Here is a 26677-nt window from a genome sequence, read left to right as displayed (position 1 = left end):
GTGTAGGGGGGCAGGGTGTGGGGTGTGGGGTGTAGGGGAAAAGGATTTTATTTCTGTCACCTGTCACCTGTCACCTGTCACCTGTCACCTGTCACCTGTCACCTGTTCCCTAAAACTATTCCAAGAACTTAGGACGATTCTGTTGATTTAACTTCAGCTTGTCTTCTAAGTGCTGCCATTTTTCTTGTGCAATCAAATCAATAAATTCATCTAGGTTTTGACGATATTGGTGTAATGAATGTAGCAATGCTTGACGATTATATTGTGCCATCATTACGCCTAATTCTGGATTTCCTGCCCCTACACGGCTGGTATCACGAAATCCTGAACTAGCAAGGTTTTGAGCTAATTGGAAAATTTCTGGATCTGTTTCACTCAAACAAGTAGCTGTTAAAGAGGCGCTAACCATCACAGGTAAATGGGAAATCCAACTCACGGCGCGGTCGTGTTTTTCTGGCTGACAATGGTAGATAATAGAGCCAAGCGATCGCACAATTTCCTCTAAGACTGTAATAACTCTAGTTGGCGTTGTCTCCACTGGGGTGAGGACATAAGGCCGATTCACAAACAAATTACGTTGTGCGGCTTCTATACCCACATCTGTATTTCCCGCCATTGGATGACCACCAATAAAATTATGCCAAAGGGGAGAAATCGCCTCGACTATAGGTGTTTTTACTGAACCTACATCAGTGATAATAGTAGTTGCAGGTAAATGAGCAACTAACTGTTCAACTTGAGGGACAATAAGTCCTATGGGGGTACAAATAAAAACTACTTCGGCAGATGCCAACAGGCTCAAGTCAACGGAGGCTTGATCCACACTACCGATGTCAATAGCTTTTTGACAGGTTGATTCACGGCGGCTAACTCCTAACAGGTAATGTCCTTGGGAGCGTAGATCAAAACCTAATGAACCGCCGATGAGTCCCAGTCCTAAAATACCAATTTTCATTTTTGCCCTTAACAACTAAACTTCTACACATTTTCTGCATACTTTCCCAACAATATAAAGTTGGCATCCGAGGGGTAAATTTATGACTATAGAGGAATTACTAGAAAAATATGCAACGGGAGTCTTAGATTTTAGCGGCGCTGATTTAGCTGAGGTCAATTTGAGTGGCATTAAACTCAGTGGTGTAAATCTCAGCGATGCTAATCTGAGCGTGGCTAATCTCAGCGGTATCAATCTTACTGACGCTAATTTAAGTTATGCCAAGCTTAATGTAGCTAGACTCAGTGGTGCAAATCTGGCTGGGGCTATCCTCAACAATTCTAGTCTGAATGTCGCTAATTTAATTCGTGCCGATTTAACTCGCACTCAATTGCGTCAAGCTTCCTTCATTCGCGCTGAGTTGATTCGGACTGATTTTAGTCGCGCTGATATGTGTGAAGCTAACCTCAACAGCGCCGACTTACGAGAAGCTACACTGCGACAGGCCAATCTCCGTCGTGCTAATTTCAGCGAAGCCAACCTCAGAGGTTGTTGTCTGAGAGAAGCCAACTTAGAAATGGCTAACCTCAACGCCACCGATATGACTTCTTGTGACCTGAGTGGTGCAAATTTACGAGATAGTGAACTCAGACAAGCTAATCTTTGCATGGCTAACCTGAGCGGGGCAGATTTAAGTGGGGCTAATCTTCGTTGGGCAGATTTGAGAGGAGCTAATCTTGTTTGGGCAGATTTAAGTGGAGCGAAACTGAGTGGAGCTAACTTACAAGGAGCAGATTTAAGTAATGCGAATTTAACGAATGCGAGTTTAGTCCACGCTAACTTAACTCAGTCCAAATTAGTGAAAGTGGAATGGAATGGTGCTGATTTAACAGGATCTACCTTAACTGGTGCCAAACTCTATGCGACTTCCCGGTTTGGGTTAAAAATAGAAGGGATTAAATGCGAATGGGTGGATCTTTCTCCCACAGGTGATCGCACAATTATCCAAAATTTCCACGGCGAAGAATTACGCGACTTCTTTAATACTACTCCACCCACAATTCGTATTATTGTTGACTTACCCCTAGAACACGAAGCTAACTTTGTCCTTGCTGGTACATATTATCAAATCGCTCAAGAATACGAAGGATTAATCCAACCTCCCAGTATAGAAAACAGCAACCGCCGGACTATTTTGACATTTCGAGTAGATAATGACGAAATTTTATTATCTACAGCATTTATGGCAATTTTACCTTTTAAAGATGCCATTGCTACCCAAAAAACAATTTACACAATGGTAGATATAGTTCGTCAGGAAGTTATTGCTAATCAGAGCTTTAAATCACCTGTCTTAGCTAAAAAACTCATCTCCCTACTAGAGGTTGCCATCAACAAATCTAAAACCATCAAACAAACCAAGAAAAATCTGGAAGTAGCAGCCAAATTAAGTTTTTTTAAAGCACCGACACAAACAATATTAACAAACTCCAGCGACCAATGTTTGACTATCTACGATAGCCCCAACTTTGGTAAAAGATTTGTCAACCGTTCTCCTGTTGGTGCTGCTGATGATTCACCTAATGAATCCGAATATATTATGGCTTCATCAAGGATGATAATAGATTTTGTTCAAGGTTTTTACTTTATTCAATAATTGACAATTGATAATTGATAATTGACAATTATTTCATTCCAGGTTTAAAACTTCCCCTTTCAAAAAGGAAAAAATAAACTCACTTTCAGGCAGAGGTAATTGTCCATTTTCCATTGTACATTATCCATTGTTGAACTTTCTTCTGCCTCCTGCCTTCTGCCTCCTGCCTTCTACTTATTTATTAACTAAGCAAAAAAGTTATTGGAGAAGAAAAATGCGTGACACATTTAATCGCATGATGGGTAAAACTCGCTATGTAGTTTGTCGTCTATTTCTGCATTTAGCAGGAAGCGAAGTAGCACCGATTTTAGGAGTTTTAAATCGTGCTGCACGGGAAGCTATTGACGCTGATGGCGATTTGCAAGTTTTGGGAGAAGAACTCGTAGAAATTTGCGAAAATCTACTGAGATATGATGAATATTGGCTTTCAGCAGCTAATGAAGGAGATGTGTTTTGGAATGAAGGAGAAGCGGGGGATTATGTGAATGAATTATTTACTGATTCCGCGCAAAGATATGGTGCTGAGTTTGATCCTAGTTCTTCCTCTAGTTACGACCAACCTTTATCTATTCCTGTAACCCGCAACGTAATTGTCATGCTAACAGTAGCTTATGAAGGAGAAGTCCCCGAATTAGAAACAGACCTTTCTAACATCCAAGCATTAAAAGAAGGGTTGAGAGCTATGATCAATTTACACTACAAACATAAGCTGCGAGCTATCCAGGTGCATTTTTCACCAGCGCAGTTAGGTGACGAACTGACTAACGACCAGTTATTGCAGTATTTTCCGGAATTGATCCCATTGTAACTTGTTGGTTAGTCTGTAGTTATCACCAAAACATCGGCAATGATAGCTAACAAATTAGGACAATTATCTAATGATCAGGATCATAATGCGTAAACTGACAATCGTTTGTTTAGCCCTGAGTTTGTGCTTGACAACCGTAGCTTGTGGAGGAGGAAACCAAACTACTACGTCTTCTAGTTCTAGTCAAAACCAAAGTGCTACCCCCACTAAGCTGAATGATGGACAGTATGATGTACAACAGGCTACCTACAACGATGCCAATGGGGAATATACCCTATTCTTACTAGGTAGTCAGCCCCCAACCTTTGCCACGGAAAAATTACAAATGGCAAGGTTGACAGATGAAGAAATCAAGGCAGGTAAAAAAACTTACCTGAAGGTAGAAAATGGCCAACCAGCTTTATACCTAACAGAAGATTTTAAAATTGAGTACGTTCATAACGTTACTGAGACAAAAACCAATCCCCAAACGGGACAAAAAGAAACTGTCGTTGTGCGTCAAGAATCTAACTTCTGGACACCTTTTGCTGGGGCTTTGGCTGGTAACATAGCGGGTCAGGCTATTGGTAGTCTTCTATTTAGACCTCAATACTATGTACCTCCTGTTTATCAGCCTGGTGGAATTATGACAGGCTATGGTGGATATGGTTCTAGCTATGATGCAGCCGTTTCTAGCTACCGTTCCCGGTACAATGAACCACCCGCAGCCGTGAGAAATCGTACAGCTTTCCGCACTACAGGTTCAATTAGATCCTCTGGAGGTTCTACAACCACAACCAACCGCACAAATCCCAGTGGTCGTGCTACTGGTTCTGGTTTTGGTAGCAGTACCCTCCGTCCTTCTGGTAACTCTAGTTCTACCAAACGTAGTTCTGGTAGTAGTTTTGGTAGTGGTGGCCGTTCTGGCAGCCGTTCTACCGGTTTTGGTAGCAGAAGCAGAAGAAGGTAAATGATAATTGACAATTGATAATTGACAATTGACAATTGAGGGTTTAAGTAGGGGGGAAATTTCTTACCCTACACCCTCCTCTTCACTGTCACCTGTCACTTATCAAACTGCTACAAATGCTGGTTGCGGCCAGCGTCCCATGACTTTACCGATGACTGCTAATTCTGACATCAATTTATCAAACCTGTCTGGTGTTAAAGATTGAGGCCCATCAGATAAGGCTTTGGCGGGGTTGGGATGAACTTCTATCATGAGAGAATCTGTACCTGCGGCGATCGCTGCCATTGCCATTGCAGGTACAAATTCTGACCAACCCACGCCATGACTAGGATCAATCATTATTGGCAGGTGAGTTAATTTTCTTAACACTGGCACAACGGACAAATCTAAAGTATTGCGCGTATACTGACGGTCAAAGGTTCTAATTCCCCGTTCACACAAAATCACATTGGGATTACCTGCTGCCAAAATATACTCAGCGGCCATTAACCAGTCTTCAATGGTTGCCGCCATCCCACGTTTTAATAATACTGGTTTCGATTGCGCCCCGACTTGTTTGAGAAGGGAGAAATTCTGCATATTTCTTGCCCCTACCTGAATGACATCGGCAACTTCGGCGATTTTTTCCAAGTCACCACCATCCATAACCTCAGTAATAATTCCCAGTCCACTGACTTCTCGTGCCTTAGCTAACAATTCCAAAGCACTTTCGCCGTGACCTTGAAAAGCGTAAGGTGAAGTCCGGGGTTTATATGCACCACCCCGTAAAAATTTAGCACCAGCAGCTTTGACACGCCGTGCTGTCTCGACAATCATTGCTTCATTTTCTACTGAGCAGGGACCAGCCACAACTACCAAAGGATGATGTTCACCAAATACCACATCCCCATCGGGAGTATTGACAACCACCGCAGAAGCTTCTCCGTGGCGGAACTGACGACTAGCGCGTTTATAGGGTACTTCCACTCGTAACACCTGCTCAATCCATTGGCTGAGTTCCTGAATTTGTAACGGATCTAAATCAGCCGTTTCACCTACTAAACCGATTACTACCTTATGCTGTCCAATAATTTTTTCTGGTGTCAAACCCCAGCCAGCTAACTCTTCACTTACACGGTCTACTTCTGCCTGTGGAGAACCGACTTTCATGACAACTATCATTTTAAAATCCCTGTATTTTTGAGTAAAATTTGAGTAAAATACTTACCATTTACCGACTCAGGAATGTTGGCTTAAATTTTTTTGCCTACTGCCTACTGCCCACTGGAATTATTAATAATTAAGCGAAAAAATATACAAAAAATGTAGCGCCAGGTACTTTTTCTGAATATTGGGTATAAATAAGACAGTATAAAATTTTAAAATTTTTAAACCTTTTAAAATTCATGTTGAAGTGATAAAAATTCAACTTCAACATTCATTCGCCAATTTACCCAATATTGCAGTTATCTAAATACCTGAGCGCCGCTGATCAGACGTTCTTTTTTCGTGTTTCACGCCAAACTTCGGCCATCCGTCCCCAATTGGTGCCAAATTCACTCAAGCCAAGTAAATTACCCGGTCTTTCTTCATCCCAAGAGGCTGAAAGAACGCCATAAGTTATCCCTAACACTCCTAAACCAAAAAATCCCATATTCACTAATAAAACAGCGATGGGAGGTAATTGGATATGAGCATAAATAACCAGCAGATAACTTGCAACTAAACTGGCGATGCCTAAAGTTGTCGGGATACCACAAAATGCAGCCACTCTCCGCATCATTCGCTGGCTGACGACTTCAGGAATTGCCATTTCTTCCTTGCTAAAGGGTGGCTGTTTTTGCTGTTTTTGGCTAGATTCCTGTGCTTTGACTGTGGGTTGACTTTTAGCTTTTACAGGTTTTTGGCGTTTTTTATTTGGTTCAAACGGTAGACGACTGTGTTCTGATTCTTCAGCAGACATAAGCGGTACTTCCTAACCACGAATACCGAGGCGAGAAATCAAAGCTTGATACTTTTCCCGGTTATTGTTCTGGACATAAGCTAGAAGACGCTTGCGTTGTCCAATCATCTTCAATAATCCTCTGCGAGAGGAATGATCTTTTTTGTTAGCTTGGAGGTGTTGACTGAGGCGGTTGATGCGATCGGTCAACATAGCGATTTGGACATCCGCAGAACCAGTATCGGTTTCATGTACTTGGAAGCCAGAGATGAGTTCTTGTTTGCGCTGTTGCGTCAGAGCCATGATCGATAAATTTCTATTTTTTCTAAATGTATGCAGCAGTCTCTCATAATATCACAGCCATCAAGCCCTGTGGTGAATTGACTCTGTGATAGGTGGGAGACTGGATTAAGGTGTCAGTAAATAAATAGTATAAATTAAGATAAGTAAATTAATTAAGACTTTGTTGGAGTGGTTATGCGATCGCTAATCGTTTGAGTTGGCGAGATAAATCTAATATTGTCAGAATCAGGATGACCAGGATTTGAGGATTTTCAGGATGTGATTGTTTAATTATTTGTGAGTGGTTGATGATTAGTATAGAAAAAGGTTTTTTTCTTAAAAACCTGTAACGATCAATATATTAGTCAATTCTATAAATCATCAAATAAAAATCTTGTCAATCTTTTAATTCTGGATATCCTGATTCTGACAAAAAAATTCTGACTTTTGACTTTTGATTTTTGACTTCCCGAAGGGTGTCCTGGATATCCTGATTCTGACAAATTCATCAAATAAAAATACTACATTAATAATTTATAAAAATGTCTTTTCTGAACATAAAAGGTTTTCAAGATTTGTCATTCTCAATAGGTAGCAAAGGTGATGTTTATGGTAAGGCAAGACTTTGACTATATTAGAGAATGCGGAAAAGTAAGTAAGACATCAGCTAAACCAACGCCTGGTATTTTATTAATTGGTGGTGCAGAAGGTAAAAAATCAGGTGAAGATGCAGCTACTCAATGGTTTTTGAAAAGAGCAGATAGAGGTAATCTTTTAGTGCTGCGTTGTGGTGGACTTGGTAGACACGCTGATTGGGTTTGTGATTATTATAGAGATTTAATTGGTTCTGCTGCGGAACTTTCTATAGATAGTCGAGAAGCAGCGGATGACCCAGAAGTTATTGAATATATCCGCGAAGCAGACGCTTTATTTATAGCTGGTGGTGATCAAAATGCTTATGAAGATTATTGGGAAGGAACGGCGGTAGAAGACGCAATTAATTATTTAATTAATGAAAAAAAGATTCCTATTGCTGGAACTAGCGCAGGTATGGCAATTTTAGGAGATTATTATTATGTACCTTCCCATCGAGGTGTCATAAGTTCAGAAATTTTAGACGATCCCTTTCACCACAATACAAAGGACATTTATCGTAGTGATTTTATTAGAGTTCCATATTTGAAAAATGTGATTACTGACACTCATTTAGATAGGGTTAATCGCAGCAATCCAGAAACAAGATATGGTAGACTTTTTGGATTATTAACTAGAGTTGTTCATGATAGCAATCGACTTTCAGTCTTTGCTATTGGTTTAGAAGAGGGTGCATTTGTTGCTATTGATGACAAAGGAATTGCTAAAGTATTTGGTAATGGTTCTGCTCAAGGACAAGATGCCTATTTTCTGCAAACAAACGGTGCATTACCCGAAAAAGTGGAACGGGATTTACCTGTAATTTGGAATCATAATGGACAAGCAGTAAAAGTCTATAAAATTGCCGGCACACCAGAAGGAAGTGGACATTTTGACCTCAATAATTGGTCAACGGCTTCGGGAGGAAGTTGGGAATACTGGTTTACCACTGGTGGATATTCTGGTTTCAAACGACATCCGATTGATAATTGATAATTGACAATTGATAATTGACAATTGAACCATTCAAGGTTTAAAGCCTACTCTTTTGCAGGGGAAAAAGATAAAAATTTTCCATTTGACAATTCAATCTTCTTCCTTACAAGCAGAGATAATTTTCAATTGTACATTGTTGATTTTTCATTTTTGGATATATTCCTGAACGGGCGGGGAAACCCCGCCTCTACTACTGAACTCCTATTTATTTTCCTGCATACTTCTCACAATTTTTGTTACCATTTTTCTGGGGAAAAATCCGACTATTTTTGCCAATATTTTATTTAAAAGTCCGGGAACAACTATTGTTTTACCTGTCATTAAAGCATGATATCCAATCTGAGCTACGGTTTGAGCATCCATCATCTTTTGACTTTTCACGAGTTTAGAATTTGCCATTCCTGTTCTTTCATGAAACGCAGATACGGTGCCGCCTGGACAAAGAACAGTAACAGCAACACCTGTACCTTCTAACTCATTAGCAATAGCTTCAGAAAAAGATAAAACATACGCTTTAGTGGCAAAATAAACCGCCATTAAAGGCCCAGGTTGAAAAGCAGCAGCAGAGGCAACATTTAAGATTTTGCCTTTGCCCATTTTGACCATATCCTTGAGAAATAACTTAGTTAAATGGGTCAAACAAACCAAATTAACCTGCAACATTTCTAGTTCAGAAATCAGGTTAGTTTCATTAAATAAACCATAAGTACCGAATCCAGCATTATTCACGAGAATATCAATGTGAACACCAGCTTGTTGCAATTCAGTAAAAATTTCTTCAGGAGAGGTGGGTATAGATAAATCTTTGACAATAGTCTTGACTAGAATATCAAATTTTTCCTTGAAATCTATAGCAATTTCTAGGAGTTTAAACTCATTCCTATCTACCAAAACAAGATTGTAATTTGCAGATGCAAAAATACAGGCTAATTGGTAGCCAATCCCACTAGCTGCTCCGGTAATTAAAGCAGTTTCTTGACATTGAATTGGACTTTGGATGTTCATATCAAAAATTTGGTGAAGTTCACCTAAAGTATGAGCAATTGTAAGCATTCAGCTATCAGTAGTCAGCAGTTAGCTAAAACTGCTTTTCAGGCTAAGTTTCAAGGATTTTTAAGGTAAACTGATACCAAAATCAATTCCTCATTCCTCGCTAAAAATGCTCATAAATTCCAGATAATAGCTGATGACTGATTACTGACGGCTGAATACTTACGAGCAATTCAACAATAATGATCCGATTTTTTTCACCCGTGATAAATGCCTAAAAAATAATGATTAAAATATCTAATTGGCAATATCACACTTCTTGTTTCTGGCTAAAAATATTATGGTATTTCTCACTCACACCAATTTTTATTTTATGGATGGGCATTGCCCACCCTAATTGTTTCAAGACTATAATTATGCGAGACTGAGGAAACCTGTCTGCATTAAATAGGAAGTGTAAGTTATTAATAATTGTGAGTCAATGGGAGGACAAACAATAGAACTTCCTTTCAATGCTTCTAGAGTTGCTTCACAGCTAATAATTGGTCGGCGAGATTGCAAATACAAATCAGGAATAGTGATTTGTTCATCAGACCAACGCTCTAATAAAAATGGGCGCAGAGTGTATAAAGGATTGTCTTGGTCAGTGACATTATTGATTAACTCAGCTTGCCATTGTTCGTAGGGAATCATTTCTAGCGAAAAACCAAAAGTGCGAATCCATTCCACTAAAGATTTTAGAGAAGCTGGTTGGGGATGCTGTAAATGGAAAGCTTTACCAATTGATGTTTCTTGTCTTGATAAATAAACAACGGCTTTGCTCACATAGTCTACAGGAGACATATCTAACATATAATCTACATCGGGGAAATATCCCATTTGTAGACAGCCTTTAATCATCAAATTGATAAAATCATGGGTGTTACAAATCCCAGTTTTGCTATCTCCAGCAATTAATGGTGGTCTATATATTGTAACAGGAAGTCCCCGGTCACTGGCAATCTTAACTAATTTTTCTGCTACCCATTTAGTTTGAGAGTAACCTAAGAAAATACCTTGCCAATCATGAAAGTCATCCTGTTCTTTAACTACTTGACCTGCATAAGCAGTAGATTCAAAAACAGCGACACTGGAAACGTAATGTAAAGGCTTAACTTTGGTTTTACAAGCTAATCTTAAGACTTCTTGAGTTCCTAGAACATTAGCTGTTTTTAATGCTGAATAAGGATAAACATAATTCAGCAAAGCACCACTATGATAAATGGTATCAATATTAGCAGCTAGATTTTCAAATTGTTCTGCACCAATACCTAAAAGTGGTTGTGCTAAATCTCCAACAATGGGGATAATTCGGGAACTGTATTTATCATCCCAAATTGCATATTGTTCGAGGTTTTTGATTAATTTACTTTTACCTTCTGCAACATCAGCGGCACGGACTAAACAATAGATAGTTGCTTGGGTTTCTCCTAAAAGTTCCTTAATTACAAAAGCACCTAAATAACCTGTTCCACCAGTTAAAAAGATGTTTTTAGGATTTGTGATAGAAACAGCATTATTACCAACTGGTTGAATAGTGGGGTCAAGTACAGCTTCTGCACCTAAATCTAGAAAAGGAGGAGCAATATTCACAGTAGAAACTGTGCCATTTCCTGTATTTTGTACCTGATTTTCTCCTGCTACTTCTTCAGATAGCCGTTGAGAAAGTGCAGCAATTGTTGGATAATGCCAAAGTAAAACTGGGGAAGGTTTAAAACCTAGCAAATTTTCCAATTTACTAATAATAATCATGGCTTGGGCTGAATCCAAACCATAATTTTCTAGATGTTCCTGTACATCAATTTCTTCTGGTGTTGTTCCCAGCACTTCTGCCAAATTAGACACCATGAAATCTTGAATTTGGTCGGCAGTATAGGCAGTTTTTAAACTCATTTTTACATCTCCAATGTAGAACGAACTGGGTGATATTGACTGTAGAAATTAGAGATTTGCAACCCTTGAAATTTTAAGTTTTGAATGCGGTATAAGAAAGCTGTTCCCAACATGATGTGATGAGCAATATCAACAACATGACGATTTTGAGGTTCTGCTAAATAAGAACCACGCACCCAGTCATTGAAACTGCCCATAGCCGGACCACACCAAATTTGATAATCGACTTCTCGACCTTTTTCACCAGCACTAGACCAGCGAGAAGATAAGCCTAAATACCAGCGGAAAATTAAAGCCATTTTTAATTTCGGATTATTAACAGCTTTACCTAATTTTTCAGGATTTTTCTGAGATAAATAAGTGGCTGTTCCTTCCCAAACTTCGGCGATAGTTTTGCGGAAGATTTGTTTTTCTAATTTCTCTCTTTCTGCTAAGGGGATATCTTCAATTGAGTCATAAGCGCGGTATAATTCATATAGTTTTTGCGCTCGCATGGGGAACATTGTTCCACGTTTTAAGACCTGCAATTTGACTCCCATTTCAAACATATCCGCAGCAGGAGCCATCATCATATCTGCCATTTCTGCTTGTGCTAATAATTTTTTGGTATATTCACAAGCTCCTGATTCAATGCAGGATTGATTAATTGAACCAGTGACGATATAAGCAGCACCCATCATAAAAGCAGCTAAGGCGGATTCTGGTGTACCAATTCCTCCTGCTACTCCCACTCTGATAGGTTTCTCATATTGATATTGGGTTTGAATTTCGTCTCGCAAACTAATAATTGAAGGGAGCAAACACACCAAAGGACGATTATCTGTATGACCGCCAGAATCAGCTTCTACGGTAATATCATCAGCCATCGGTACTTTGCTGGCTAGAGTTGCTTGAAATTCAGTAATTAGTCCTTGCTGAATTAATTCTTTGAGAATTCGGGCGGGTGCTGGTTGCAAAAATTTAGTCGCAACTTCCCGACGAGAAATTTTAGCAATGACTTTATTTTTGATTTCGATTTGATTATTGGCATTTAAACTTAATCCCGCTACTCGATAATAAACGATGTTAGGAGTTAAGTCTAAAAATGCAGATGCTTCTAATGTTCTTACGCCATATTTGAGATATAATTCTACGGCTTGGCGTTCTATCGCTGGTTCGTTAGGACTGTGAATTAAATTAAAGCAGTATGGTCCATGAGGTAAGGCTTCTTGAATGCGTTTAATGGCTGTTTCTAGCCGTTCTGGAGGTAAACCACCTGCACCAAAAGAACCTAAAAGTTTTTCTTTTCCTAGTGCAATTATCATTTCTTCGGAAGCAATACCACCAGCCATTGCGCCTGTCATATAGGCACATTTCACACCATGAACGATGAGAAAGTTGGGGTCGCCAAATTGTTGCAGCCGTAAAGGTGGAAGTGATATTAATAGTTCTGCTTGTACTGATGAACCGTTGTCAGCAGGTGCTAAATAACCGTCGTTAGTAACGCCTATGTTATCTGCTAGTTTAACTATGTAACATGGTTTATCTAAGGTGAGGAATTTGTCTTTGATGGCGTTTTGTTCAAAGGCGATACAATCTAGTGAACCTCTCCAAATTTGATTTTGATGGTGGGAGAATGTGGAAAATATTAGACCATTATTTGGCTTGTTTAGTACCGTATTAAATGTTGTCACGGTAGTTTTTTCCTCGGTTTATAAGCGACTTTTGTAGGTTGGGTTGACGTAAGGAAACCCAATATTTTGATGACAGTAATTTTAGGTAAATGAACCACGTTCTGCGTTCGCGTAGCGGTGCGTAGCACTCAGCAGTTCCCGCAGGGTAGACACGAAGGAAAGGAAGGAAAGAGTGTTTTTGAAAGTTCTTGCATAAGTCTTGAGATTACTTCTATCTCACTATTAAATTACCTAATTTTTCAATAACGAACCGCAGAGGACACAGAGAGAAAAACATCAGTAATCTTTTAGCAGGGAGAAAGTAATTATTAAGGTTGCTGTAATTTGTTGGGTTGCGCTGTCGCTTAACCCAACCTACAGGGGTTATTTGTCTTGACTTAGTAAGTTTTGAGCGCAAGCTAGTTGGAGTTGAATTATTTGGCTCATTTGTTGGCTGAAGTCTTTTCTGGCTTCTAGGAAGCTGGTGTGTGCTTTTGTTAATTTTGAGTTGTTGCTAGTCAGTTTTTGATACTGAGCTATTTTTAAATCGTTCATGTGAATTTTATGCGTTGGTTTTTTTGGTGTGGATTTTTGAGCGCAGGTTAATTCTGAAGAGTTTAATTCTTCTGGCAGTTTTAAACGGTTATCCATGATAGTTTTCATGGCCGTTTTTTCTGGTTGTGCGTAAATTTCACTTGGCTCAATTTTGCATGATGGTTTTAGGGAGTTGATGATTTTATACTCTTGGTAATCAGAAATTATTTCAGGATTTGGAGAGGTATCTTTTTGGAAAAGTTGGCGGTTTTCTGTACTTAAAATAGTTGCGGTTATAGAATTTCCACCGAGGGTAATTTTTCTCAGGGCGGCTTTATGTTGTTTGGTTGTTGCTAAGGAGAGGTTATACAGGGGAGAAAGGTTTAATTTAACTCGATGACTGAGCAGTTTTGCTAGTGCTTTGACAATTGATGTATGATCATCTATGCCACGACGATTTAAAGATACGGTAATATGTTCTTGGTTGCCAAGAATTTTATCTATCCACCGTGAACAAATACCACCTGCACCTGCTTCAATAAATACTTTTGCTCCGTCTTTGTAAACGCGATTTACTAAGCGGGGAAAGTCAAGTTCTTGACATAATCCTTTGGCGATATTATGGGCAATTACTTCGCTTTCTAGAGTAATTGGTTGATATTCAGCCGCAGAATAACAGATAACTCCGGGAATTTTTTGTGCTGGCAAGTTGTTGAGTCGGAATAGTTCTGGGTATTCTGACTGCATCGCTGGAGCATGAATTACATGATCAAATGGTGCAGGAAAAGCATTACAACCCAGTTTTTGAATCACTCGCTCACAAGCTGCTGGTTCACCGGCAATTAATACTTCTTCAGGTGTATTAATCTGGGTGAGGTAGACGTGATTTTCACCTTTTAAAACTTCTCTTACTTGGGCAGGTGTGGTGATTAAAACGTAGTTACTCCACAAATTATTATCATAATTTGCAGGATTTTTTGGTAGTCCCCAATACTCTCTGACGGCATTTTTTTGTCCTGATAATCTATCACCAAATAATGCGGAGGAGTTAAAGGTGTTACTGCCTTGATAGAAGTTGCTCCACACTCCTTGGGCAACCATCATACTGGTTTCACCCAAGCTGTAACCAAAGATATATTTGGGTTTAATTTGGAAGTCGTCGCTAATAATTGTAGTGATGAATCTGGTAAAGAGCATTTCTGCTTCAAACATGGCCAGAGAATCATCTAACAATTTCTTTTCTAGTGTTTCTAATTGCCTGGTAGTTAATTTACTCAGGCTTCGAGGAAATACTAGTTTCTCTACATCCGCTGCTCGTTTGTAAAGACTTTTCATAATTATATCATCGAAGGCTTTAGGAAATAATCGGAATAATGTCCGCCCAATTCCTACGTAAGTATTAACGGCAGCAGGATAAACAAAGGCGATTTCGCCATTTTTTCCTAATGGTTTGGGTGTAAAATAACTTCCTATTGGTGTCACCCAATCTTTGCCGTTGATAAAGGCATTGGTAACACCTTTTTTGGCAGAATTTATTTCTTTGAGGAGTTCTTTTTGGTTGCGTCCGGTGATAGATAATGTGTAGTTGGCATCAGGATTTTGTTGAAATTTTATGAAAGTTTGACTGGCGGTTATTTTCAAACATTCAGCAGTTTCAATTGTTTTCTCTAGGTTATTTAATGCCGATAATAAGCTGGTTTCATCATCTCCAGTGATGGGGAAAAGATGATAAGGTCTTGATTCTAAATATCTGCTACTACGTTCTTCTTGTTGGGTTTCTTCTGATAAAATAACGTGAGCAAATGAACCGTCACAACCAATACTATTAATGGCAGAAATTCTGCATTTGACCTCTTTTTGCAAAAACCAAGGTCTGGACTCGGTAGCGACATAAAAAGGGCTTCCTTCCCATACTTGCGGTGTTTTTACACCAGACCAGTTGGGGGTGGCAGGTATATATTTATAGTAAAGACTCAGGGCGGTTTTGATTAAACTGGCAATACCAGAAGCGACGAAAGTATGGCCGATATTGGCTTTGACGCTACCAATGGCACAGTGTAAACCATCACCAACGGGGGGATAAGCTTGGAGGATACCGTTAATTTCGGCTGTGTCTTCTGTGGGTATGCCACTACCGCAGACTTCTAAATAGTTGACTTCTTGGGGCTGAATTCCTGCTTGTTGAAATGTTTGTTTGCAGACTTGGTGAATGGTAGCCGCATCTATAGCCATTGAAGGAGATTGACCGATGCTCAGACCATCAATTACTGCATATATGCGTTGATTGTTTGCCAATGCTGTATCATGTCGCTGGAGGACAACTGCACCTGCACCTTCTCCCACAGTCCAACCATCAGCTTTTTGGTCGAAACTTAAAGTATTTATTCCTGTATTTATTTGGCCAAATTGGCTGCGAAGTAAGACATTTTCTACTCCTCCTGCTAAGTCAACAGCACCGACAACTACTGCTTCAACTTCGTTGGTTGCTAATAGCATTTGGGCTAATTCTAAAGCTTTAAAAGTGGCAGTTTCTACGGCGCTAATAGTGAAGGAAGGCCCAGAGAAATTCCACAAAGAAGAAACGCGACTGGCCATGATGTTGGCGACATAACTGAGATATTCACCAGTATCAACTTGGTGATGAATACTATCTTTAACTATGGTTTCTAGCTGGCTAATTTTTTCTGGTGGTAAGGAAATTTCTGCGGCATTTAAGCCGTCTTTTAGTTGCCAAGATGAATTCCAACGTTGTTGTAGTTGGTGTACAGACAATTCTGTGTCCGCAGCAATAATTACGGCGACATTACCGTTAGGTTGAATTTTCCCATCTTTGAGGGCGCGATCGCACACTTTTAATAATAATGTTTGCTGCGGATTGAGTTTTTCAACTTCGTTCGGAGGAATTTTGTAAGCTAAAGTGTCAATTTCAAAATCTCTAATATACGCACCTGCTGGTGCTGTTCCTGCTTCTAAACCGTACTCTTGCAGTAACTTTTCCTGTTCATTAATTCCATGCCATCTTTTTTCAGGCAAAGGAATAAAATGCTGTTTTCCATCATAAATACTGCTTTCAAAAGCATCTAATCCATCACATTCACCAAAAAAGGCATCCATGCCCACAATTGCAATTTTTGCGTTCATTCTTGCTTGAATATTCATTTGCTGACTTCCCCTTCTTCCAAAACTAAATGAGAGTTTGTTCCACCAAATCCAAATGCGCTCAAAGCTACTTGCTTAGTTCCTTTACTCGGCCAAGGTGTGGCGGTTCTGACAATGTTTTGTGGCGAAACAACATGATTTTCAGAACCTATAGGTTCACTGACATTAATAGTGGCTGGGATAACATTATGAGACATACCTAAAATGGTCTTTGTTATCCCCACCATGCCAGCAGCAACTAGTAAATGACCGACGTTATTTTTAGTTGAACCCACTAAAGGCGTTGCTTGTTTTTCACCAAAAAAGCCTTCAATAGAGTTAGATTCGGTGGTATCTCCTAAGAGAGTGCCGGTAGCGTGACACTCTAAATAATCAATTGTTTTGGGGTCAAGTTTGGCCTCATCATAAGCTCTTTGATAGGCGGTAATTTGCCCTTGAGCATTGGGACTGAGGAGATGTTTACCTTTCCCATCATTAGATAAACCACTACCGCAGATTGTTGCTAAAATTTTGTCTCCATCTCTGACAGCATCACTATATCTTTTGAGCATTACCATTCCTATGCCTTCGGAGGTAATTAACCCGCGTGATGATTTATCAAGAGGACGACTAATGCCATTCTCTGGATATCCTTGAATACCTGAAAATAACATTCTTAAAAACAACGGATCTGAGCAACTAATAGCACCAGCCAACATCAAATCGGCTTTACCTGATTGCAGATAATGGGATGCTAATTTAATGGCATAAAATGATGATGAACAGGCAGCATCTATACAGCAATGAGTTCCAGAAAGACTAAATGCACGGGAAATTATGGCAGCAGGTAAACCGGAAACCATCGCATTATAAGGAGATGCTTTGGCTGCGGTTAATGCACCACCTAAACGGAAATCTTTTTCCTGCAAAAGTTCACTAATTGCAGGTGCAATTGTTTGCTGATAAATCGGTGCAAATAATTGATTAGATGCTTTCGTTGGTAAAGCAAGAGTTCCTAAAATTACGCCGCATTGAGAGAGTGCAGATTGATTTCCCCAATAGCCACTGTTAATAATTGCTTGTTTAGCTGCATACAGTGACCATTTAAATGTATTGTCTAAACTTTGGACAAATTCCCCAGGTAAATTGTACTCGCTGGGGTTAAAGTCAAAGTTACGGATAAATCCACCTTTTAAAAAGTAGAATTTTTCCGGTTTGCCTTTGGTTGAATCGTAGAATATGCTAGGATCTAAACCTAAATCGGCAACGCTAATGTCAGAGGTTGAGTCTTTTTCTTCGCTGAGATTCTGCCAAAATTGTTCAGGATTGTTTGCATCGGGAAAGAGGCATGATAATCCGATAATGGCTATTTTTTCCACTGTTGAAATCCTCGTTGGGGTATGAGGGAATTAAGAATTAAGAATTAAGAATTAAGAATTAATTTTTAATTCCCCAATAGTTTTTTAGGATTTACGCGATTCCCCCAAACGTGGTTTTGTAGTTATTTGTTATTGGTAACAGTAAATAATCTAATTACTGTCACCTGTCACCTGTTACCTGTCACCTGTCACCTACTTCTTGTTTAACATTTTCATCGGCCAAATTACTGCTTTCGCTCCTAAAATGCGGGAGTATATTCTTCCTTCTCGACTGTGCAGAATAAAATTAGCAGTTGCACCAGTATCTGTTTTATTTTCGATTTCACAAGATACATAAAAAGGTGAGTTACAAGGTACAGCTAAAAATTGTTCTGAATATGTTAGTTGTCCTGGTAAACATACTTCTTGATGAAAGTGGTTTAACCACAGCCAAAGTGATTGGGTACTGATATCTGTGGTATAAGGATTATGCCATTTAACAGGGAATTGTCCTTGTGCTTGTTCAGATATTTCTTGCCAACAACACTCGACTGTAATTTTATTAGGGTTAACATTTAGCACTCTGGTAATTTCCTGAAATGCTGGCCCATGAAATAAGGTTGAATCACCATTTTGATAAAATCCTTTACCTGTGGTGGTAATAATGTTATCTTCTGTGAGATTCAGAGATTCATAGATGGGTGCTTCTGGCATTTTTCCCACTACTCTGATGATAGCAGAGAAGTGAAAATGGGTTTTACCTTGGGCATTTTTACTCAATATCTTAGTTTGAAATTCAATAAATTCACCATCAGCTTTGGATAATTCTTGAATTTCTAGAATATATTCATCGGCAAGGCTGGAATTAAAGGATATTCCTTTTAATACCTTAAATTCTCTACAGTTTAAGTAGCGATAACCTGGATAAATTTCTTCACAAGCATGAATCATCCAAGACATGGCACAGGTAGCTGGTAATACTTGCACCTCGGCAATTGTATGATCATACAAAAAGGGATTTTCTGCTAATGTCATCCGTCTGCGGATGCGATGATTTTTTAGTTCGGTTTCTAAGGGTGTGGGTGGTAGATTCATGGGACTACCAATTACCACCTGGGATTGATTTTGAAAGGCGGGATGTAGTTCATTAACTAACATTTGTGTGCCAATTTCTACAGGAATAATATCAATTCCTCTTTCAGCAAATGCTTTTTTTAGTTGTGGTGTCACCATCCCACTATCCCAACCACCCCAGTTAATTGCGACTACATGAGTTTGAGGGTAATGTTTTTTAAATTGGTGGGCTGATTTGTTGAGAATTTCATTAGCTATGGCATAATCACTTTGTCCTATATTCCCATAAAAACCAGTCACCGAAGAAAACAAAACTAAATGTTGTAATTGCTGAGGATTAACACAATTCAGTAAATTTTGTAATCCTTGAACTTTGGCTGTGTAAACCTTTTCAAAATCCTCAGAAGTTTTCTTTTCAATTAACTTATCTGCTAAGTTACCAGCACCGTGAATAATACCTGTAATTTGTCCAAACTTTTGAGCTACAGTGTTGAGTTTTTCTTGTAATGCTACTGTATCAGTCACATCAACGCTGATATATTCTGCCTTTGCTCCAGTGGCTTCAATTGCAGCCAAAGTCTTTTTAATTTCTCGGCTAGAATTAATTTCATTAAATATCTTTTGTACCATCATGGGTGTTGGTTTCTCACCTTGAGAAATCAAATTTTCCATGATGCGTTTTTTCAAAGCAGCATCTTCTAAACAATCACGAGCATATTCTGGTTCTTCTGTGATTTCCGAACGACCTAAAAGAATGAATTTACAAGGTTGATTTTGTGCTAATTTAATTGTGCATTGTGCAGTGATTCCCTTTGCTCCACCACTGACAACGAAGACAGATGATGGATTAACTTGAAGTGTTGCAGTCATAATTCCTCGGTGATGAGTTAAAAATTAAAAATTAAAAATTAAAAATGCCTAAATTCAAAACATTTCATTGGTCTGCATAGTTAAAAAAATTGTTTCCTCTCTCTGTGTACTCTGTGCTTCTGTGGTTCGTTTTAAAAAAACTTTTCACCTAACAGAAGATTATTTGTTAAAATCTCACGCAAAGACGCAAAGGCGCAAAGAGAAGATTTAATGAACCACGAAGAAAGCGAAGGACACGAAGGAAGAAGAGAAGAAGAGACGAAAAGAAGAAGATAATATATTTTGCGTCTTTGCTCCTTTGTATCTTTGCGCGAAACACTGTTTATTTGTGTGGTGGGCATTGCCCACCTTACAAGTTATTCAGTTTCGGCTACGAGTGTTACTCTTCCCTTGGAGCTATAACCAACTTCACCGATATATCTGTTAGAATCATGCAGTTCTGCTACAATATATTCTGCTGATTGGTGTGGATCTAAGTTGGGATTTAAATCAATTGCTCTCAAGAATACTTTTGGCCATTCCCATCTCAAGCTCTTGGTTAATCCTAATAATCCTGCACCAATAATTCCGAAGTTTTCTGTGTGGTCTAAACCAAATGTGCCGTCAAGATGGGCAACTGTGCAGAAGCTAACTCTTCCTTCTAAATTGGCGGCTGTGTTAAGCGATTGTTTTAGATGTTTCGCCATCAAAAAGATGTGTTTGACAATCGCTTTTTCTGTTTCTAAATAACCAATATTTGTGGTTGTGAATTGTGGATGTAGGTGAATAAATGCCCCAATCTTTCCGTGTTGAATGCTGATGCTTTGCAGTAGTAGTTGTAGATGTTCTTCACTCATATTCGCCAAGGTGAGGCGGGTAACTCCTACTGGTAATGGCGACTGTTCAGGAACTAATGATTGGGGGAAACTCAAAACTACTACTTTCCAACCTTGTTCTAGGAGTGCGTGAGCCAGTTTGGTGGTGGTGAGAGAACCATCATCAGTGATTACACCAATGTGTCCCTCTGGTAGTTTGCATTCCCAAAAATCAGGTCGGGGTAAAGTTTTTAGTTTGACCGGACGACGAGGAAGATTTGGGTCTGCTGGTGGTGGTGGGGTTAAGTCCACCACTTGGGGAATGAAATCTGCGGTTATCGCGTCAGCATCAAGCTTTTTTTTTTCGCCTCCCACCAGCTTCTGGAGGTAGTTCACGATTTGTCCAATTGTCCGCAGGTCGCCTAATTCTTCTATATTTGGCTTGGGTAAGTCGGGGTATGCTTCTTGCATCGCTCCCAGTATTTCTACCCGTTTGATGGAGTCAATTCCCAGGTCGGCTTCCATGTCCATGTCTAGTTCTAGCATCTCGACTGGGTAGCCTGTTTTTTCACTGGTGATATTTAACAGGGTTTGCGCTAGTTCTGCATATTCGTTGCTGGGGGCTGGGGACTGAGGACTGGGGACTAGAGACTGGGGAGTAGCTATTAACTCTTCTTTGACTTCCTCTGTCACCTGTAACCTGTCACCTGTCACCTCTTCTGTCACCTGTAACCTGTCACCTGTCACCTGCTTTTCCAGATACTCAACAATTTGACCGATGGTGCGTTTTTCTGCCAGTTCTTCTAGGTTTGGCTTGGGTAGGTCAGGGTATAATTCTTGCAATCCTCCCAGTATTTCTACTCGTTTGATGGAATCAATACCCAGGTCGGCTTCCATGTCCATGTCGAACTCTAACATTTCGATGGGATAACCGGTTTTTTCGCTAGTGATAGCTAGGAGGTTTTTACCTAATTCGTGAATATTAACTCCGGGGTTTGTTGGTTCGGGAATTAATGCTACAGGTACAAATGGTTGCGGTTGTTTTTCTATTACAGGCTCTACAATTGGAGCGGGTATTTCTATTACAGGTTCTGCAATTTTAGGCAGGGTAACTGCTTCTATTACAGGTGCAGTTTGGATAATTACAGGTTCTTGAGTTTCTACTATTTTGGCAGTAGGAGGAACAACTGTTTCTGTAATGGTTGGTTCTGGGCTTGGGGACATCAATTCCCGCAAACTGTTGGTGTGTGTCTCGGTAAATTGAGGCGGAATTACGGGTTGAATTGTTTCTGTACCGTCAATTAGTAGAGAATATTCTTGTTGAATCAGTTGGAAAAAGTTTTTGGTGTATTCTACTTGTTCCCGCAGATATTGTTCATGTATGCGGAGGGTTTCAGCTTGTTGGCTGTGAAACTGCATCATGCTGCGCTCGAAGCTTTCCATCACTACTTGTTTGATTTGGGCAGCTTCTGAAGATTTACTATTAATAAACAGGGCGTTTTGCTGTTGCATCAGTTGGAAAAATGTTCTGGCATATTCCATTTGATGGTTCAGGTATGTCCCGTGTATTTCTAAGTTATCGCTTTGGTTGTTTTGAAACTGGTTCAGGAGGTTTTCTAAACTTTCTAGAACCTGTTGGAAGTTGATATTTTTATGGTGTGTTTCCATTTTCCCTCCGAGACGCTCTGCAAGCGCATAGGGTACTGTAGGTAATAACTCTTTGGTGGCTTGATTTGAAGGGTTAACAGGATTCATCTGGGACTGTTGCAAAGAAGTAATTACTGGGGTTTTCTTGTGTCCGTTACCGTTACCGTTACCATTTCCGTTGGTGGAAGAAGTTACAGGAGTTGCAGAATTCTTAACTTCTAATTTCTTAGGGTCTTGAATTTCTAATTGCTTAGAATTTTGAACTTCTGTTAGTGAAGTTTCTATTCCTGAACTACTGAACTCCTGAACTCCTTGAACTCCTTTGATTTTGAATCCATCGTTTAATGCTTCAGCAAAGGCATTTTTGGTTTTTTCGGAAACGTAGTTAATACCTCTTAATTTGACGTTTAAGACTTTTTTGGTTTCGGCTGGGGGTAATGTTGGAGGTAGTTGGTAGGGGTCGAGATTATTCAAAGCCATACCAATGACGCGCAGTTGTATTGCTGCTTCTCTGAGGGTGCGATCGCTGTTTTTCTGGGTGCTAGGATTGAGTGAAACTGTAATATGTGGACGCTCACCCAAAATATCTTTTACCAAGTTGGTCAGAATGCGTTTTGGTCCAAATTCTACGAAGCAATAACCACCAGCAGCATAGATATTTTCTATCTCTTGCTTGAACATAACCGAGCTAGAAAGATGACTTTCTAATACTCTTTGAATGCTGGCAGGTTCTTGAGGATATTGTTTACCAGTGACGTTGCTGAAAATGGTAACTTTGGGATTTTGGAAAGCTACAGATTTTGTTGCAATTGCAAAGGACTTTTGAGCAAATGCAATTAAAGGTGTGTGGAAAGCAGCGGAAACTGGTAACAATACCGCCCCATATCCTAACTCTTGGAACTTCTGCTGAATTTTCTTAATTTCACCAGTTGGCCCAGCTAAAACAACTTGAGTGGGAGAATTAAAGTTAGCGATCGCAATTTGGGGATAATTCCGCAATACTGCTTCTACTTTGGTGATATCTTCCTTCACCGCTAACATACTACCTGCATCATGGTCAGGATCTTTTGGTGCAGCCATCGCTTGACCTCTAGACTTAACCAAGTACAAATAATCTTCTTCACTCAGCACTCCCGCAGCCCACAATGCGGTTAATTCACCAAAACTATGTCCGGCAGCAAAATCTGATTTAAACCCAGCTTGTTGGAAAATAGAATACAAACCAGCACTAAAAACACCAATTGCAGGTTGAGCATATTCGGTTCTTTGCAAAGCTGCAATTTGAGCGTTTTTCTCAGCTTCATTAAAAGTTGGATGGGGGAAAACAATTTCTGAAATAGGCTGCAAATTATCTTTAATTAACAACCCATCCATCAACCCATACAACCGTCGTAAAGCTGGGAAATTCATTACTGCTTCTCTACCCATTTCTAGGTATTGAGAACCTTGACCAGAGAATAAAGCAACTACTTTACCAGCCAATTCTATGCCAGAAGAACGGTAATAAATACCTTGTGGATGTTCCCAAGAAACTGCTGATTGTTTATTTTTTAGTAAATCAATACTAACTTTTAGTAACTTGCAAGCCTCTTGTAGATTCTCAGCTACAAAACCAATTCTGGCAGCAGTTTTGGGAATAGTTAAAGACTTGGATTCTTGGACTAATTGGGAGTAATGTCTTTCTCCTTCGTTAGATTGCAAATTATTGAAAGTTGCTTCTAACTTAGTAATTAATTCTGCCGGAGTAGAACCAAATAATAACACTTCACTGGGTGCATTATGTAAACGGTAAGCTTGTTGTTGTTCGGCTTCGTATTCTTCCAAAACAACGTGATAATTAGTGCCACCAAAACCAAAGGAACTTACACCTGCGCGTCTTGGTGCTTCACCTTCTGCGCGTATCCAAGGTCTAGTTTCAGTGTTCAAATAAAAGGATGAATTTTCAATATCCAGCTTAGGATTTGGCTCAGTAATATTGATAGTTGGTGGTAAAATCTTATGATGTAATGCCAAAGCAGTTTTAACTAAACTAGCTGCACCTGCGGCGGCTTTGGTATGTCCAATTTGTGATTTTACACTACCTAAAGCAATGTGCTGTTTTTTGTTGTCATATTGACTAAAGAAATCGCGCAAAGAACCAAATTCTGTGGGATCTCCAGCCATTGTTCCTGTACCGTGCGCTTCCATCAAACCTACAGTTGCCGGAGAAAAACCAGCATCATTGTAAGCACGTTCTAAAGCTTTAACTTGTCCTTCTTTTCGTGGTGCATAAATACTCTTGTAGCGGCCATCGCTAGAAGTGCCAATTCCTTTAATAACTGCATAGATTTTATCCCCGTCTCTGACCGCATCTTCTAAGCGTTTGAGAACGAGCATAGCGATACCTTCACCTAACATCATTCCATCTGATTTAGCATCAAAAGGCTTAACGTTGTCGCTAGGAGAAACAGCGGGAGTTTTACTAAAAGAAATGTAAGCCATGATGGTGTTATCGGTATCCACACCACCAGTCAGCATCATATCGCTGCGATGTTCCACCAGTTCACTAATGGCCATTTTTAAAGCACCAAAGGAACTAGCACAAGCCGCATCTACTACACAGTTCATACCGCCAAAATTGAGGCGGTTAGCAATACGTCCAGCGACAACGTTTGCTAACATTCCAGGGAATGCGTTTTCATCCCATTTGATGTATGCACTTTTGATTTTTTCGACGATTTTCTGAGTATCTTCGTCAGATAAACCGCTACTTTTGAGAACTTTTTCCCACACAGGATATTCTAATCTGGCAGATAATGGCATACCCAATTGTTTAGCCATTGCCACACCTAAAATTACCCCCACATTCTCGCGGCTAAATTCACGAGATTCACCATAACCAGCATCTTCCATTGCTTCTTTGGCAACTACTAAACTTAAGAGTTGCGATACATCAGTAACTTCTAAAATGCTGGGAGGAATCCCAAATTCCATTGGGTTAAAATCAACTTCCGGAATAAAACCACCGCGTTTACAATAGGTTTTATCTTCTGGTGTTCTAGGATTAGGATCGTAGTAATCTTTGACGCTCCAATGGCTTTCAGGAACATCAGTGATACAATCAGTTTTATTAACAATATTTGCCCAGTATTGCCGTAAGTTTCTTGCTTGTGGTAGTAAAGAAGCCATGCCGACAATAGCAATAGGATTTTGTTGCAGTTGTCTGTTAATTTTGTTAGTTGAGATTTGGTTATCCGATTTCATCTTTTTTTCCTCTATAAACCTCATCAAATCTTTTTCACAACTGTTAACAAGCTTCTCTAACTCTGCCAAGGCAGTATTAATTGAATCAGCAGACATCATGGCATAGAGTAATCTTGAGGACTGTGGATGATATAGCTACAGAAATTTCTGTTGCTTACAAGTAGTGAAACTATCTCTGATTAAAAGCATTAGTTCACTTATCTGCATAAGGACTAAGGCTGTTTCCACATCAACACCACACGGTAAATACTGCCTTGCTTAAGTATCTAAATAATTGACATTTTTGGTGTTTTCGGAAAATTTGGTAACACTGAAATGGTGAAAAAATACTATACGATGTACGACCATTGAGATTTTGGTAACTGATCGCTCAAATTACAAAAACTGGTAAGATATTTTGGGAGTTTCTTCGTCACTAGATTGGTGAATAGTAGTAAGTATTCAGTTATTAGTATCAGACTACACCAAGCTACACAAATCGCTTTCGAGTACAACATAGTCGCAGCCTCAATTAGAAGAGTTGAATAGGAAAATTTACACTTTTGTAGTTTATTTTCAAACCTCTTACCCTGGGCTGACGCTTGATACCTAACTGATTACAGACTTTCAAGAATTGCATCCCAATTAAAGAATAAAAACTGAAGCTTAGACATGAAATCAGAAATGTTTTTTTCTTGCACCTTTTGCATTATCACTGGTGTTAATTACAACGTTTTGTATTTTGAACGATACCATGTCCAATTTCACCACCCAGGATAATATATTTTATGAGATTCAACCAATAAAAGCTGCCAAGCTCGTTACAGAAGGAACATCACCTTGAACCTAAGTTCATGCAATATGAAAAAATACTTAACCTGTTCTAATTTGATCATCATCTGCCTAGTTTTTCGTATTTTTTCCTTTTTACTCTCAAATGGTTTGACTGTTTGCCTTGCTGCTTTTAAATATTGAATTAATACAAAGACTAGCACAGCTTAGAGAAATTGAATAGTTCATTGCAAGTAAGTTTAGAAAAAAGATATTTGGTTAATGAACTTACTTTTACAGACATCATCAATATCATCGTATAATCTTTGACTAGAATTGAGGAATCAAGGGTTTTAGTGCGGAAGTATGACTGAGTAGATTTTCCCTAATTTATTCAGCTTTGTAGATATTTTGTGGCAACAGTTACAAATCATTAAATACACATTAGATGGTTTTGAACATAAATATCTTTTTTTCAGAGAAACATCATAATTCAGGCTTTGTTTTTGATGAAT

The 26677-nt window shown here is 39.3% G+C and carries 15 protein-coding genes; 4 read left to right on the top strand and 11 right to left on the bottom strand.

Going from position 1 to position 26677, the window contains the following annotated elements; all coding sequences use genetic code 11:
- Nucleotides 1-115: 115 nt before the first annotated feature.
- Nucleotides 116-955, bottom strand: coding sequence for a prephenate/arogenate dehydrogenase (locus tag A0J48_RS04625; protein ID WP_200320775.1), 840 nt, complete (start codon nucleotides 953-955; stop codon nucleotides 116-118).
- 82 nt (nucleotides 956-1037) lie between these two features.
- Here A0J48_RS04625 and A0J48_RS04620 point away from each other — a divergent pair, with 82 nt between their 5' ends.
- From A0J48_RS04620 to A0J48_RS04610, 3 genes are all read left to right on the top strand, one after another.
- Nucleotides 1038-2591, top strand: a complete 1554-nt coding sequence (locus A0J48_RS04620; RefSeq protein ID WP_200320773.1) for a pentapeptide repeat-containing protein — start codon at nucleotides 1038-1040, stop codon at nucleotides 2589-2591.
- 214 nt (nucleotides 2592-2805) lie between these two features.
- The gene (locus tag A0J48_RS04615) at nucleotides 2806-3399 is read left to right on the top strand and encodes a DUF1517 domain-containing protein (RefSeq protein WP_200320771.1); all 594 of its coding nucleotides are present in this window, start codon (nucleotides 2806-2808) and stop codon (nucleotides 3397-3399) included.
- 70 nt (nucleotides 3400-3469) lie between these two features.
- Complete coding sequence (locus tag A0J48_RS04610) at nucleotides 3470-4348, top strand: hypothetical protein (protein ID WP_200320769.1); 879 nt, start codon at nucleotides 3470-3472, stop codon at nucleotides 4346-4348.
- A 102-nt stretch (nucleotides 4349-4450) separates the two neighbouring features.
- Here A0J48_RS04610 and aroF read toward each other — a convergent pair whose 3' ends face one another.
- The 3 genes from aroF to rpsO form a co-directional block, all read right to left on the bottom strand.
- The gene (aroF, locus tag A0J48_RS04605) at nucleotides 4451-5509 is read right to left on the bottom strand and encodes a 3-deoxy-7-phosphoheptulonate synthase (protein ID WP_200320767.1); all 1059 of its coding nucleotides are present in this window, start codon (nucleotides 5507-5509) and stop codon (nucleotides 4451-4453) included.
- A 310-nt stretch (nucleotides 5510-5819) separates the two neighbouring features.
- Nucleotides 5820-6290: a PAM68 family protein gene (locus A0J48_RS04600; RefSeq protein WP_200320765.1), complete on the bottom strand. Its 471-nt coding sequence runs from the start codon at nucleotides 6288-6290 to the stop codon at nucleotides 5820-5822.
- A 12-nt stretch (nucleotides 6291-6302) separates the two neighbouring features.
- A complete protein-coding gene (gene rpsO, locus A0J48_RS04595) occupies nucleotides 6303-6572 on the bottom strand; it encodes a 30S ribosomal protein S15 (protein ID WP_200320763.1) in 270 nt (89 codons plus the stop codon).
- Nucleotides 6573-7160: 588 nt separating this feature from the next.
- Between rpsO and A0J48_RS04590 the strand changes: the two genes are divergently transcribed.
- Nucleotides 7161-8177 carry a cyanophycinase gene (locus A0J48_RS04590; protein ID WP_200320761.1) on the top strand — a complete coding sequence of 339 codons (1017 nt, stop codon included), beginning with the start codon at nucleotides 7161-7163 and terminating at the stop codon, nucleotides 8175-8177.
- Between the two features lie 204 nt (nucleotides 8178-8381).
- Here A0J48_RS04590 and A0J48_RS04585 read toward each other — a convergent pair whose 3' ends face one another.
- From A0J48_RS04585 to A0J48_RS04555, 7 genes are all read right to left on the bottom strand, one after another.
- On the bottom strand, nucleotides 8382-9185 hold the full coding sequence (locus A0J48_RS04585; protein ID WP_200320779.1) for an SDR family NAD(P)-dependent oxidoreductase: 804 nt from the start codon (nucleotides 9183-9185) through the stop codon (nucleotides 8382-8384).
- Between the two features lie 399 nt (nucleotides 9186-9584).
- Nucleotides 9585-11102 carry a thioester reductase domain-containing protein gene (locus A0J48_RS04580; protein WP_200320759.1) on the bottom strand — a complete coding sequence of 506 codons (1518 nt, stop codon included), beginning with the start codon at nucleotides 11100-11102 and terminating at the stop codon, nucleotides 9585-9587.
- A 2-nt stretch (nucleotides 11103-11104) separates the two neighbouring features.
- Entirely contained in the window at nucleotides 11105-12775 is a 1671-nt protein-coding gene (locus A0J48_RS04575; protein ID WP_200320757.1) for a PfaD family polyunsaturated fatty acid/polyketide biosynthesis protein, read from the bottom strand.
- Nucleotides 12776-13138: 363 nt separating this feature from the next.
- Nucleotides 13139-16447, bottom strand: a complete 3309-nt coding sequence (locus A0J48_RS04570) for a PfaB family protein (RefSeq protein ID WP_200320755.1) — start codon at nucleotides 16445-16447, stop codon at nucleotides 13139-13141.
- A complete protein-coding gene (locus A0J48_RS04565) occupies nucleotides 16444-17805 on the bottom strand; it encodes a beta-ketoacyl [acyl carrier protein] synthase domain-containing protein (protein WP_200320754.1) in 1362 nt (453 codons plus the stop codon). The genes A0J48_RS04570 and A0J48_RS04565 overlap by 4 nt, the downstream gene beginning before the upstream one ends.
- 192 nt (nucleotides 17806-17997) lie before the next feature.
- Nucleotides 17998-19728 carry an SDR family NAD(P)-dependent oxidoreductase gene (locus A0J48_RS04560; RefSeq protein WP_200320752.1) on the bottom strand — a complete coding sequence of 577 codons (1731 nt, stop codon included), beginning with the start codon at nucleotides 19726-19728 and terminating at the stop codon, nucleotides 17998-18000.
- 356 nt (nucleotides 19729-20084) lie between these two features.
- A complete protein-coding gene (locus A0J48_RS04555) occupies nucleotides 20085-25508 on the bottom strand; it encodes a type I polyketide synthase (protein WP_200320777.1) in 5424 nt (1807 codons plus the stop codon).
- Nucleotides 25509-26677 lie beyond the last annotated feature (1169 nt).

It is taken from the genome of Sphaerospermopsis aphanizomenoides BCCUSP55 (assembly GCF_001586785.1).
In the GTDB taxonomy this organism is placed as follows: domain Bacteria; phylum Cyanobacteriota; class Cyanobacteriia; order Cyanobacteriales; family Nostocaceae; genus Sphaerospermopsis_A; species Sphaerospermopsis_A aphanizomenoides_A.
Note: the sequence above shows the minus strand (reverse complement) of the source record. Positions and strands in the feature narration are given on the sequence as shown.